Here is an 11,845-nt window from a genome sequence, read left to right as displayed (position 1 = left end):
CACCCCGTCCGGCTGTGGCGCCTCGCGGCCCCGCAGCCGGACGGCGCGTCTCGGGGCCCGGCCGTCGGCACCGCGTTCTAGGCTCGACGCACCGTTCGCGGGCAGACCGCCGGCGCCGGTGTTGTTCAGCGGTACGTCAGCGTGTTCCGCCCAGGGGGGCGGCACACCGGGCAAGGAGGGCCGCATGACCGTACGGCGCGTGATGGGCATCGAGACCGAGTACGGAATCTCCGTGCCCGGGCACCCCAACGCCAACGCCATGCTCACCTCGTCCCAGATCGTCAACGCGTACGCGGCGGCGATGCACCGGGCTCGGCGGGCCCGCTGGGACTTCGAGGAGGAGAACCCGCTGCGCGACGCACGGGGCTTCGACCTCGCGCGCGAGGTGGCGGACGCCAGCCAGCTGACCGACGAGGACATCGGCCTCGCCAACGTCATCCTCACCAACGGGGCCCGGTTCTACGTGGACCACGCGCACCCCGAGTACAGCTCGCCCGAGGTCACCAACCCGCGCGACGCCGTGCTGTGGGACAAGGCCGGCGAACGGATCATGGCGGCCGCCGCGCAGCGCGCGCTGGAACTGCCCAACGGGCAGAAGATCCACCTGTACAAGAACAACACCGACAACAAGGGCGCCTCCTACGGCACCCACGAGAACTACCTGATGAAGCGGGCGACGCCGTTCGCCGACATCGTCCGCCACCTCACCCCCTTCTTCGTCTCCCGCCAGGTGGTCACCGGCGCGGGCCGGGTCGGCATCGGCCAGGACGGCTCCGCGCACGGCTTCCAGATCAGCCAGCGGGCGGACTACTTCGAGGTCGAGGTAGGCCTGGAGACCACCCTCAAGCGGCCGATCATCAACACCCGCGACGAACCGCACGCCGACGCCGAGAAGTACCGCCGGCTGCACGTGATCATCGGGGACGCCAACCTCTCCGAGGTCTCCACCTACCTCAAGCTGGGCACCACCTCGCTGGTCCTGTCGATGATCGAGGACTCCTTCATCGCCTCCGACCTCGCCGTCGACCAGCCGGTGCGCACCCTGCACCGGGTCTCCCACGACCCGTCCCTCAAGCACCTGATCACCCTGCGCAACGGGCGCAAGCTCACCGCCGTCCAGCTTCAGCTGGAGTACTTCGAGCTCGCGCGCAAGTACGTCGAGGACCGCTTCGGCACCGACGCGGACGAGCAGACGGTGGACGTCCTGGCGCGCTGGGAGGACGTCCTCGGCCGGCTGGAGCGCGACCCGATGTCGCTCTCGCGCCAGTTGGACTGGATCGCCAAGCGGGAGATCCTGGAGGGCTACCGCAGCCGGGACGCCCTGCAGTGGGACAACCCGCGGCTGCACCTGGTCGACCTCCAGTACAGCGACGTACGGCCCGAGAAGGGCCTCTACAACCGCCTGGTGGCCCGCGGCAGGTTCGAGCGGCTGGTCACCGAGGAGGAGGTCGAGCGGGCCGTCTCCAAGCCCCCGGCGGACACCAGGGCGTACTTCCGCGGGCGCTGCCTGGAGCAGTACGCGGAGCACGTGGCGGCGGCGTCCTGGGACTCGGTCATCTTCGACCTGCCGGGCCGCGACTCGCTGCAGCGGGTGCCCACCCTGGAGCCGCTGCGCGGCACCCGCAACCACGTCAAGGAACTGCTGGACCGCTGCCGGACGGCCGAGGACCTGCTCCGGGTGCTCTCCGGCGGGTAACTTTTTGATCACCACGGGTGAACGTCCGCCGAATGGGAATCATCCGGGGTGGCAGCGGGTGTTGGACAGGAAGCGCCACCGGCAAACCGGGAGCGGCAGTCGCACCTTGTGTATAGGGTCGGTGCAGCAAGCATCGACCCAACCGTGCCAGACGATTCGAGCGGGGTGAGGGAAATGGCGAGCAAGGACACCGGCGGCGGCCAGCAGCGGGCGAACCGCTCTTCCGAGGAGGTCGAGGAGCAGGCCGCGGACACCCAGAATTCCGACGACCTCAAGGAGCGCCAGGAAAAACTGAGCGACGACGTCGACGCGGTCCTGGACGAAATCGACGAGGTCTTGGAGTCGAATGCCGAGGATTTCGTGCGCGGCTTTGTCCAGAAGGGTGGGCAATAGCCCGCCGCGGGCATTCCGGAATTCACGGTCGTGACCGTCGGGGGCGGCCGGGCGGCCACGGCCGTCCGCCCGCCCGGCTCCGGCCCCTCCACGCGTGGACAGTGATCGTCGGGCGGGTAGGGTGCGGGCATTGCGCGCTTCAAGCTACCTGGAAGGAATCGTGTGGAAGCCAACACTCGTGGCACCGGGCGTCTACCGGCTGCCTTCCTGACCCCGGGGTCCTCGTCGTTCCTCGACTTCCTCGCCGAGCACAAGCCGGAGTTGATCCCCGGCCGTCGCGCGCTCCCCGAGGGGGCGGTGGTCGAGGCCCCGCACGGGACCACGATCGTTGCCGCGGTGTTCGGCGGTGGTGTGGTCATCGCCGGTGACCGCCGCGCGACCATGGGCAACGTGATCGCCCAGCGGGACATCGAGAAGGTGTTCCCGGCGGACGAGTACAGCGCGGTCGGCATCGCCGGCACCGCCGGCCTCGCGGTCGAGATGGTCCGGTTGTTCCAGCTGGAGCTGGAGCACTACGAGAAGATCGAGGGCACCACGCTCTCCCTGGAGGGCAAGGCCAACCGGCTCACCAGCATGATCCGGGGCAACCTCGGCATGGCGATGCAGGGCCTCGCGGTGGTGCCGATGTTCGCCGGCTACGACCTCGACCTCGGCCGCGGCCGGATCTTCAGCTACGACGTCACCGGTGGGCGCTCCGAGGAGCGCGGCTTCGCGGCCACCGGCTCCGGCTCGGTCTTCGCCCGCGGCTCGATGAAGAAGCTCTACCGGGACGACCTGACGGCCGAGCAGGCCAGCACCCTGGTCGTCCAGGCGCTCTACGACGCGGCCGACGACGATTCCGCCACCGGCGGTCCCGACCTCGCCCGCAAGATCTACCCGATCGTCTCGCTGATCACCGAGGACGGCTTCCGCCGGCTCACCGAGCCGGAGGTCGCGCAGATCGCCGTCTCCATCACCGACCAGCGCCTCGCCCACCCCAACGGCCCGCAGGCCCCGCTGCTCTAGCCGCTACCTCACAGGAAAGGGACGACCGCCGGTGTCGACACCGTTCTACGTCTCGCCCCAGCAGGCCATGGCGGACCGCGCGGAGTACGCCCGCAAGGGCATCGCGCGCGGTCGCAGCGTGGTCGTGCTCACCTACGCCGACGGCATCGTCTTCGTCGCCGAGAACACCTCGCGGGCGCTGCACAAGGTCTCCGAGATCTACGACAAGATCGCCTTCGCGGCGGTCGGCCGCTACAACGAGTTCGAGAGCCTGCGCATCGGTGGCGTCCGCTACGCCGACCTGCGCGGCTACTCCTACGACCGGGCCGACGTCACCGCCCGCGGCCTCGCCAACCTCTACGCCCAGACCCTCGGCACCATCTTCTCCTCGGTCGGCGAGAAGCCGTACGAGGTCGAGCTGGTCGTCGCCGAGGTCGGCCGGACGACCGAAGAAGACCAGATCTACCGCCTCACCCCGGACGGTTCGATCGTCGACGAGAAGAACTACGTGGTGGTCGGCGGCAACGCCGACTCCATCGGCAACCACCTGGGCCAGCGCCACCGCAGCGGGATGGTGCTGAGCGAGGCGGTCCGGCTCGCCGTCGACTCGCTCGCCCGCGACCCCAACGGCGGCTCGGCGCGCACGCTGACCCCGGAACAGCTGGAGGTGGCCGTCCTCGACCGCCAGCGGTTCCAGCAGCGGAAGTTCAAGCGGATCCTGGGCGGCCAGCTCGGCCGGCTGCTCGACGGGGACCAGTCCGCGGCGGCGGACGACGAGGAGAAGCCGGCGGCCACCCCGCCGTCGGACGAGTAGTGCCTTCGGTGTCCCGTGCGGCGAGGCGATCGCCGCACGGGACTCCGGTGCCCCTGCGGCGGCTCCACGTCGTCGTGGAGGCGGTTTCGGACAGCTCCGACTGGAAAAAGGAGTGCTCATGGACCGCCGGATCTTCGGGCTGGAGAACGAGTACGGGGTCACCTGCACGTTCCGCGGGCAGCGGCGGCTGTCGCCGGACGAGGTGGCGCGGTACCTGTTCCGCCGCGTCGTCTCCTGGGGCCGCAGCAGCAACGTGTTCCTGCGCAACGGCGCCCGGCTCTACCTCGACGTCGGCTCCCACCCCGAGTACGCCACCCCCGAATGCGACGACGTGGTCGAGCTGGTGACGCACGACAAGGCGGGCGAGCGCATCCTCGAAGGACTCCTGGTGGACGCCGAGCGGCGGCTGCACGAGGAGGGCATCGCGGGGGACGTCTACCTCTTCAAGAACAACACCGACTCGGCCGGCAACTCCTACGGCTGCCACGAGAACTATCTGGTGGCCCGGCACGGCGAGTTCTCCCGGCTGGCCGACGTGCTGATCCCGTTCCTGGTGACCCGCCAACTGATCTGCGGCGCGGGCAAGGTGTTGCAGACCCCGCGCGGCGCGGTGTACTGCGTGAGCCAGCGGGCCGAGCACATCTGGGAGGGCGTCAGCTCCGCCACCACCCGCTCCCGCCCGATCATCAACACCCGCGACGAGCCGCACGCGGACGCCGAGCGCTACCGGCGGCTGCACGTGATCGTCGGCGACTCCAACATGTCGGAGACCACGACGCTGCTCAAGGTCGGCGCCACCGACCTGGTGCTGCGGCTGATCGAGGCCGGCGTGGTGATGCGCGACCTCACCCTGGAGAACCCGATCCGGGCGATCCGCGAGGTCAGCCACGACCTCACCGGCACCCACCAGGTGCGGCTCGCCAACGGGCGGGAGGCCAGTGCGCTGGACATCCAGGAGGAGTACTACACCAAGGCGCTGGAGTTCGCCGACCGCAAGGGCATCAACACCGGCACCGTCGCCCGGGTCCTCGACCTGTGGGGCCGCACGCTGGAGGCCGTCCGGACCGAGCGGCTGGACGGGGTGGCCACCGAGATCGACTGGATCATGAAGTACAAGCTCATCGAGCGCTACCGCGAGAAGCACCAGATGAGCATGTCCAACCCGCGGGTGGCGCAGATCGACCTCGCGTACCACGACATCCACCGCCGCCGCGGCCTGTTCTACCTGCTCCAGGGCAAGGGGCAGGCGCAGCGGGTGACCACCGACCTCAAGACCTTCGAGGCCAAGTCGATCCCGCCGCAGACCACGAGGGCCCGGCTGCGCGGGGACTTCATCCGCCGGGCGCAGGAGCAGCGCCGGGACTTCACGGTGGACTGGGTGCACCTGAAGCTGAACGACCAGGCGCAGCGCACGGTCCTGTGCAAGGACCCGTTCCGCTCGGTGGACGAGCGGGTGGAGAAGCTGATCGCCGGGATGTGATCCCGGATGTGATCAAGGACCCATGATCAGGTCAGCAGAGCCGGCTCCGGTGGTGTCTACCGGGGCCGGACTCGTGCGGGGCATACGCTGTCCGTCGAGTCAGGAGAGCCGACTTCGAACGACAGTTAGGACCACCGTGCGCCGCACCGCCGGTTTGCTGATCACCCTTCCGCTGCTGCTGGTGGTCGCCTGCAGCAGTTCGACCAAGGCGGCCGGCCCGGCGACGCCGACCACGGCCAGCGCGGCCCCGACCGTGCCCACTCCGGTCAACGAGGCCTCGCCGATGCCCACGCTTTCGGGTGGCGGTTTCGGCAGCAAGGCGACCATCGCCATCCCCGAGGGCCAGCAGCCCAGCGGCCAGTTCGTGGTGAACACGGTCAGCGAGGGCGACCGGGCGGCGGTGAACAAGGGCGACTGGGTGACGGTCAACTACACGGCGACGGACTGGACCACCGGCAAGGACCTGCCGAGCTCGTACGACGCGGGCGGCAAGCCGCAGCTGTACCAGGCGGGCAGCGGTCAGCTGGTGCCGGCCTTCGACCAGAGCGTGATCGGCAAGAAGGCCGGCAGCCGGGTCCTCGTGGTGGCCCCGCCGGCGGCGGCCTTCGGCGACCAGGGCAGCAGCCAGCTGGGCGTGGGCAAGGGCGACACGGTGGTGTTCGTGCTCGACATCATGGGGAGCCTGCCGCAGGACTCGACGCTGACCGGCACGATGACCCAGCCGCCGGCGAACCTGCCGCAGGTCAAGGACAACGGCAAGGCCGCGGCGACGATCACGATCCCGGCCGGGCAGGCCGCGCCCACCGACCTCCAGCAACAGGTGCTGATCAAGGGCGAGGGCAAGCAGGTCAAGACCGGGCAGACGCTGGTGGTGCAGTACACCGGGGTGCTCTGGAGCAACGGCCAGCAGTTCGACTCGTCCTGGACGCACGGCGGCGCGCAGGCGGTGCAGATCGGCACCGGGAGCGTGATCGAGGGCTGGGACAAGGGGTTGGTGGGCCAGAACGTCGGCAGCCGGGTGGAGCTGGTGGTGCCGCCCGCGCTCGGGTACAAGGACCAGGCGCAGGGCTCTGTGCCGCCGAACTCCACGCTGGTGTTCGTGATCGACATTCTGGAAGCGGTCTAGGAAGACTCCGGCAGGATTCCGTACGCTTGGGCGGGCGCTCGCACACTGAAGCGCCCGCCCTCATCCTGAACTGTCATACTGCCCTCGCACTGTGGCAGGCGCCGCCGGCGCCCGGGGCCCGGGCGGACGGTGCGACGGCAAACCGGCGCTCACCGTGCCGGCGGCAGACCTCGAATGACCTGTGGCGAGATGGATGGGGAGTCATGACTGAGAAAGCGCCGAACCCCGGCGGGTCGGATACCGCGGCGAACGACGGATCCGCGGGTGACCCGGCGGCGTCGCGTCCCGGCGGCCCGCTGCCGGGCGATGGCGAGTCGATCGTCGTGCCGCCGTCGATCCTGAAGCAGCAGGCCGGCTGGGGCGGAACGGACGACAAGCCGCGGGCGGCGGGCGGTACGAAGACCGAGGAACCGCAGATCTTCGCCTCCAACGTGCGCAAGGTCGACAGCTCCGAGGCCGGGTACGACGAGAACCCGCCGTCGGTGGGCCGGCTGGGCGTGATCCTGGGCACGGTGCTCGCGGTGCTGCTGGTCGGCAGCGGTGTGACGCTCTACATGGTCAACCGGGACAACTCCTCGGAGGCCAAGCCGGAAGCGGCCAAGACCGCCCCGCCGACGCCGACCGCCGACCCGGTGCCGCCGATCAAGGACGACGCCAAGGTCCTGCCGACGATCGCCGGCGACTTCGGCAAGAAGGCCGACATCCAGGTGCCGTCCGACCAGCCCGACGGCTCGTTCGTGGTCAAGGTGCTGTCCGAGGGCACCGGCCCGAAGGTGGACAAGAGCAACTGGACCACCGTGGACTACACCGCGAAGAACTGGAACACCGGCAAGGACATCCCGAGCTCCTTCGACCAGGGCCAGAAGCAGCAGATCTTCCAGGCCGGCACGGACGCGCTGATCCCGGCGCTGGACCAGGCGGTGCTCGGCAAGAAGGCCGGCAGCCGGGTCCTCGTGGTGGCGCCGCCGGCCGCGGCGTTCGGCGCGCAGGGCAAGCCGGACATGTCGATCGGGGCCAAGGACAACCTGATCTTCGTGATCGACATCCGCAACACCACCGCGCCCGACGCGACGGTGAGCGGGACGGTCACCCCGCCGCCGGCGGGCTTCCCGCAGGTCAAGGACAACGGCAAGAAGCCGGCCGACATCACCCCGGTGGCCGGCGCGGCCGACCCGACCGAGCTGAAGACGCACGTCCTGATCAAGGGCACCGGCCCGGTGGTGGAGAAGGGCGAGAAGGTCGTCGTCCAGTACACCGGCGCGCTGTTCAAGGACGGCAAGGTCTTCGACTCCTCGCTCGGCAAGGGCCAGGCGTTCAGCTTCCCCGTCGGCGGCGGCCAGGTCATCCAGGGCTGGGACCAGGGCCTGGCGGGCCAGACCGTCGGCAGCCGGGTCGAGCTGGTGATCCCGGCGGCGCTCGCCTACGGCGACAAGGGCCAGGGGGACATCCCGGCCAACGCGCCGCTGGTGTTCGTGGTGGACATCCTGGACGCCGGTCAGGGCTGATCCACTTTCGGGTGAGAATAGTGCGTGTGACCTTCGGGACCGGCCGCGTGGCCGGTCCCGTACGGGCGGCGGGCGCCCGTACCGTGGTCCGTCGCCCTTACTGTTGTTGAGGGGCGGACCTGGGTGCGGGCGCCCGCCGCTTGGTCATGGATGCAGAGAAAACCGTGAGAAGAGGGACTGTGAGCCTCAACGAGAAGCCTGAGATCGATTTCCCGGGCGGCGACGCTCCGACCGAGCTGCAGATCCGCGACATCGTCGTCGGTGACGGCGAGGAGGCCAAGCCGGGCCAGGTCGTCAGCGTCCGCTACGTCGGCGTGACCTTCGAGACCGGCGAGGAGTTCGACGCCAGCTGGAACCGGAGCCCCAACGAGTTCCGCTTCCCGTTGGGCGCCGGCCGCGTCATCAAGGGCTGGGACCAGGGCGTCGTCGGCATGAAGGTCGGCGGCCGCCGCGAGCTGGTCATCCCGTCGCACCTGGCGTACGGTGCGCAGTCGCCGTCGCCGCTGATCCCGCCGCACTCGACCCTGATCTTCGTGGTCGACCTGCTGGGCGTCTGAGCCTGACGTGCCCGTGGGCCGGACCCCTTCCGGGGCCCGGCCCACGGGCACGTCTGTGAACGGGCAGGGCGGGAGGCGGCTTTTGCGGTGCGTACCGCTACCGGTACGGTCGGTCCCGCCGGGTGACGATCGCCCGGCGGCGCACCCCGCGCGCGGCGCGGCACACCGGAAGGGTCAGCGATGGCGATCGCGAAGGCAGAGCGGCTGATGAATCTCGCCCTGTGCCTGATGAACACCAGACGTCCGCTCTCCAAGAAGGAGCTGCGGGAATCCACCGAGGCGTACCGCGAGGCCTGGCAGAACAGCAGCGAGGACGCCTTCAACCGGATGTTCGAGCGGGACAAGGACGACCTGCGCGAGCTCGGCCTGGTGATCGACGTCGACGAGAACGCCCTGGACGGCGAGCTCGGCTACCTGGCCCGCGCCGACCGCAACCGGCTGCCCGAGATCGCCCTGGACGCCGAGGAGGCGGCCGCGCTGACGCTGGCCGCGCGGGTCTGGCAGCAGGCCAAGATGTCCGGGGCCGCGAGCGGCGCGCTGCAGAAGCTGCGGGCTGCCGGGGTGCCGTTCGCCGAGGCCGAGGGGCGCTCCGCCCTGGAGCCGCGCATCCCCGCCCGGGAGGCCGCGTTCGAGCCGCTGCTCACCGCCGCCCGGGACCGCCGCCCGGTCACCTTCGAGTACCGCAAGGCCGGGGCCGCCGCCGTCGAGCAGCGCAGCGTCGAGCCGTGGGCGCTGGAGTGCTGGCGCGGGCACTGGTACCTGGCCGGCTGGGACCGCGACCGGGGCGACGCTCGGGTGTTCCGGCTCAGCCGGATCACCGGCAAGGTGCGGGCGAAGACCGGCGCGTTCCTCCGGACCGTGCCGGAGCACGTGGACGTGCGGGCGACCGTCGCCAAGTTCGCCGGTGAGGGTGCCACGGCCACCGCGACCGTCCGGGTCCGCCGGGGCGCCGGGTTCCCGCTGCGCACCAAGGCGCTGAGCACCGGGCGGGTCGACGAGGTCTGGGACGAACTGGAGATCCCGTACGGCAACGGGCTGGGCGCCGACCTCGCCGAGTTCGGGCCGGACGTCGTGGTGCTCGGGCCGGAGGAGCTGCGGGCCGACGTGATCGAGCGGCTGCGGGCGGTCGCCGGGCTGGACGTGGAGGGTGTGCGGGCGTGAGCGAGCGTTGGGGGTACCCCCGGCCGGAGGCCGGGGGAGAGCGAACCGTCAAGAGGGGCGCGTCGTGCGAAGCGCCCGCCGAGCGAATCGAGGTGGACGCATGAGCAATGCGATCGACCAGACCAGGCGGATGCTGTCGCTGGTGACCTACCTGCGGGAGCGGCCCGGGGCCGAGGTCGCCGAGGTGGCCCGCGCGTTCGGGATCACCGAGCGCGAGCTGATCGGTGACCTCAACGTGCTGCCGATGTGCGGCACCAGCTTCCGCGGCGGCGACCTGCTCGACATCGACACCGACGGCGAGCGGATCTGGTGGCACAACGTCGACGACGTGGCGCAGCCGCTGCGGCTGGCCGCCGACGAGGCCACCGCGCTGCTGGTCGCCGCCCGCGCGGTGGCCGGGCTGCCCGGCCTGCGGGCCGGGGACCGGGAGGCGCTCACCCGGGCCGTCGCCAAGATCGAGAACGCGGCGGGGGAGAGCGCCGAGGGCAGCGCCCGGGTCGGCGTGACCTTCGAGGCCGAGAGCCACGTCTTCGCCGACATCGACCGGGCGCTGAGCGAGGGCCGCCGGCTGTGGCTGCGCTACTACTCGCACGGGCGCGGCGGGATGACCGAGCGCGAGGTCGACCCGATCCGGCTGCTCACCGAGGGCCACACCTACCTGGAAGCGTGGTGCCGCACCTCGGAGGACCACCGGATGTTCCGGCTGGACCGGGTGGCCGAGATCCGGGTGCTGGACGTGCCCGCCGACCCGCCCCGGCGCGAGCCGCGCGACCTGTCCGGCGGGCTGGTCAACCCGGCGGCCGACGACCCCGAGGTGGTCGTCGAGGTGTCCTCCGGCGGGCGCTGGGTGGCCGAGTACTACACCCACGACCGGGCCGAGGAACTGCCGGACGGCGGACTGCGGATCACCCTGCGCAGCGCCGACCCCTCGCAGCTGCGGCCGCTGGCGCTGCGGCTGGGCCGGGACGGGCGGATCGTCTCGCCGCCGCAGTTGGCCGAGCAGGCGCGCGCGGCGGCCCGGGAGGCGCTGGCCGCCTACGGGGAGGGGCGGGACTGAGCGGTGGAGCCCGGTACCAGATTCAAGGTCTACTGCTCGCAGTGCCGGGAGAAGGTGGAGCTGCCGGCCGAGGAGTTCCGACTGACCCTCGGCCGCACGCCGGCGCAGGCGCACTACAGCTTCGGCTGCCCGCTGTGCGGGGCGGCGGTGCGCAAGCCGGCCGGGGAGAAGATCGTGGCGGCGCTCACCGGTGCCGGGGTGCGCACCATGCGGCTCGTCCCGGCCGAGGGGTGACGCCCGGTTCCGGTTTCGGCGGAGTGTGAGGCGCCCGTCCTCGGACTCCCGACGCCGCACGGCCGGCGGGAGTCCGAAGACGGGCCCCTCACCCGTATAGGGTGGGGCGCATGTCCTGGATGCTCGTCGCCGCCGTCCTGCTCGCCACCGCGGGCCTGCTGGTCCTGGGGGTCCTCGGGATCCGGCTCTGGATGGACGTCCGGGCGCTGGCCAAGGGCGTGGACGCGGCCTCGCGGGCGCTGGCCGACGCGGCCGGGGAGCTGGCGGCGGCGGTGCCGGGGCGCTGAGGGGTCCGTCGTTCGGTCGTACGGGGACTGCAGCCCGGGCGAGAGGGCGGGTTACGCTCTCAGATGGCTCCTGAACCGCGTACCGGGGGCTGCTGTCCTGTTCGGGCGGACGTCGTCGGGGCGTCATCCGCAGCGGTTACCATCCGCCGCGGGCGGTCCGCCGGTGCCGCGTTGACTGAAGGTGGTCGAGCATGCGCATCTCGATGACCGCGATCGTGGTGGTCGTGGTTTTCGCCATCGTGCTTTTCGGTGCCAAGCGGCTGCCCGATCTGGTGCGCTCGCTCGGCCAGTCGATGCGGATCCTGAAGACCGAGGTCAAGGCGATGCGCTCGGACGGCGAGACGCAGGAGCCCGCACCGGCGCCGCCGGTGGACGGCGGTGCGGCCAGGACCATCCAGGCCGCTCCCGGGGCCACCGCCACGGCCCGGCCGGTGGCCGGGCCCGCCGCCGAACGGCCCGCCGCCGACGGCGACCGCCCGCACTGAGCGGCGCACGTGACACACGCGACCACGGAGGCCCGTCGACCGGCGGGCCTCGACGCACGAGTTGAG

13 protein-coding genes and 1 pseudogene are annotated in these 11,845 nt (G+C 71.1%); all 14 read left to right on the top strand.

All coding sequences use genetic code 11. The annotated features are described in order from the left end of the window. The first annotated feature begins 184 nt into the window (after positions 1 to 184). The 14 genes and pseudogenes from dop to tatA all read left to right on the top strand — a co-directional run bounded on the left by dop (position 185) and on the right by tatA (position 11,779). Positions 185 to 1,696 (top strand): depupylase/deamidase Dop, encoded by a 1,512-nt coding sequence (gene dop, locus ACWCXH_RS20325; protein WP_449802811.1) that lies wholly within the window; start codon positions 185 to 187, stop codon positions 1,694 to 1,696. 174 nt (positions 1,697 to 1,870) lie between these two features. Further along, positions 1,871 to 2,089 (top strand): ubiquitin-like protein Pup, encoded by a 219-nt coding sequence (locus ACWCXH_RS20320; protein WP_449802810.1) that lies wholly within the window; start codon positions 1,871 to 1,873, stop codon positions 2,087 to 2,089. Positions 2,090 to 2,222: 133 nt separating this feature from the next. Continuing rightward, positions 2,223 to 2,300 (top strand): annotated as a pseudogene (locus ACWCXH_RS20315) (endonuclease VII domain-containing protein); the annotation flags it as partial. After that, on the top strand, positions 2,297 to 3,094 hold the full coding sequence (prcB, locus tag ACWCXH_RS20310; RefSeq protein WP_449802860.1) for a proteasome subunit beta: 798 nt from the start codon (positions 2,297 to 2,299) through the stop codon (positions 3,092 to 3,094). The pseudogene ACWCXH_RS20315 and the gene prcB, both read left to right, overlap by 4 nt. 31 nt (positions 3,095 to 3,125) lie before the next feature. Beyond that, positions 3,126 to 3,887 (top strand): proteasome subunit alpha, encoded by a 762-nt coding sequence (prcA, locus tag ACWCXH_RS20305; RefSeq protein WP_449802809.1) that lies wholly within the window; start codon positions 3,126 to 3,128, stop codon positions 3,885 to 3,887. A gap of 118 nt (positions 3,888 to 4,005) precedes the next feature. Continuing rightward, positions 4,006 to 5,367 (top strand): Pup--protein ligase, encoded by a 1,362-nt coding sequence (gene pafA / locus ACWCXH_RS20300; protein WP_207809376.1) that lies wholly within the window; start codon positions 4,006 to 4,008, stop codon positions 5,365 to 5,367. A gap of 136 nt (positions 5,368 to 5,503) precedes the next feature. After that, on the top strand, positions 5,504 to 6,493 hold the full coding sequence (locus ACWCXH_RS20295) for an FKBP-type peptidyl-prolyl cis-trans isomerase (protein ID WP_449802808.1): 990 nt from the start codon (positions 5,504 to 5,506) through the stop codon (positions 6,491 to 6,493). 203 nt (positions 6,494 to 6,696) lie between these two features. After that, complete coding sequence (locus ACWCXH_RS20290; protein WP_449802807.1) at positions 6,697 to 7,998, top strand: FKBP-type peptidyl-prolyl cis-trans isomerase; 1,302 nt, start codon at positions 6,697 to 6,699, stop codon at positions 7,996 to 7,998. A 146-nt stretch (positions 7,999 to 8,144) separates the two neighbouring features. Then, positions 8,145 to 8,555 (top strand): FKBP-type peptidyl-prolyl cis-trans isomerase, encoded by a 411-nt coding sequence (locus ACWCXH_RS20285; protein ID WP_449802806.1) that lies wholly within the window; start codon positions 8,145 to 8,147, stop codon positions 8,553 to 8,555. A gap of 180 nt (positions 8,556 to 8,735) precedes the next feature. Next, positions 8,736 to 9,716 carry a helix-turn-helix transcriptional regulator gene (locus tag ACWCXH_RS20280; RefSeq protein WP_449802805.1) on the top strand — a complete coding sequence of 327 codons (981 nt, stop codon included), beginning with the start codon at positions 8,736 to 8,738 and terminating at the stop codon, positions 9,714 to 9,716. A gap of 100 nt (positions 9,717 to 9,816) precedes the next feature. After that, positions 9,817 to 10,773, top strand: a complete 957-nt coding sequence (locus tag ACWCXH_RS20275; protein ID WP_359972411.1) for a helix-turn-helix transcriptional regulator — start codon at positions 9,817 to 9,819, stop codon at positions 10,771 to 10,773. A 3-nt stretch (positions 10,774 to 10,776) separates the two neighbouring features. Further along, positions 10,777 to 11,007: a hypothetical protein gene (locus tag ACWCXH_RS20270; RefSeq protein ID WP_449802804.1), complete on the top strand. Its 231-nt coding sequence runs from the start codon at positions 10,777 to 10,779 to the stop codon at positions 11,005 to 11,007. A 110-nt stretch (positions 11,008 to 11,117) separates the two neighbouring features. Then, positions 11,118 to 11,294 carry a hypothetical protein gene (locus tag ACWCXH_RS20265; RefSeq protein ID WP_449802803.1) on the top strand — a complete coding sequence of 59 codons (177 nt, stop codon included), beginning with the start codon at positions 11,118 to 11,120 and terminating at the stop codon, positions 11,292 to 11,294. 191 nt (positions 11,295 to 11,485) lie between these two features. Then, positions 11,486 to 11,779, top strand: coding sequence for a Sec-independent protein translocase subunit TatA (gene tatA / locus ACWCXH_RS20260; RefSeq protein WP_449802802.1), 294 nt, complete (start codon positions 11,486 to 11,488; stop codon positions 11,777 to 11,779). The last annotated feature ends 66 nt before the right edge of the window (positions 11,780 to 11,845 follow it).

The sequence above is a fragment of the Kitasatospora sp. NPDC001660 genome (assembly GCF_053596725.1).
This window is presented reverse-complemented; position numbering and strand designations above follow the sequence as displayed.

Excerpts from the sequence above, each read along its gene's own strand:
- dop (WP_449802811.1), top strand. The coding sequence starts at position 185 with ATGACCGTACGGCGCGTGATGGGCATCGAGACCGAGTACGGAATCTCC.
- ACWCXH_RS20320 (WP_449802810.1), top strand. The coding sequence starts at position 1,871 with ATGGCGAGCAAGGACACCGGCGGCGGCCAGCAGCGGGCGAACCGCTCT.
- pafA (WP_207809376.1), top strand. The coding sequence starts at position 4,006 with ATGGACCGCCGGATCTTCGGGCTGGAGAACGAGTACGGGGTCACCTGC.
- ACWCXH_RS20290 (WP_449802807.1), top strand. The coding sequence starts at position 6,697 with ATGACTGAGAAAGCGCCGAACCCCGGCGGGTCGGATACCGCGGCGAAC.
- ACWCXH_RS20285 (WP_449802806.1), top strand. The coding sequence starts at position 8,145 with ATGGATGCAGAGAAAACCGTGAGAAGAGGGACTGTGAGCCTCAACGAG.
- ACWCXH_RS20280 (WP_449802805.1), top strand. The coding sequence starts at position 8,736 with ATGGCGATCGCGAAGGCAGAGCGGCTGATGAATCTCGCCCTGTGCCTG.
- ACWCXH_RS20275 (WP_359972411.1), top strand. The coding sequence starts at position 9,817 with ATGAGCAATGCGATCGACCAGACCAGGCGGATGCTGTCGCTGGTGACC.
- ACWCXH_RS20265 (WP_449802803.1), top strand. The coding sequence starts at position 11,118 with ATGTCCTGGATGCTCGTCGCCGCCGTCCTGCTCGCCACCGCGGGCCTG.
- tatA (WP_449802802.1), top strand. The coding sequence starts at position 11,486 with ATGCGCATCTCGATGACCGCGATCGTGGTGGTCGTGGTTTTCGCCATC.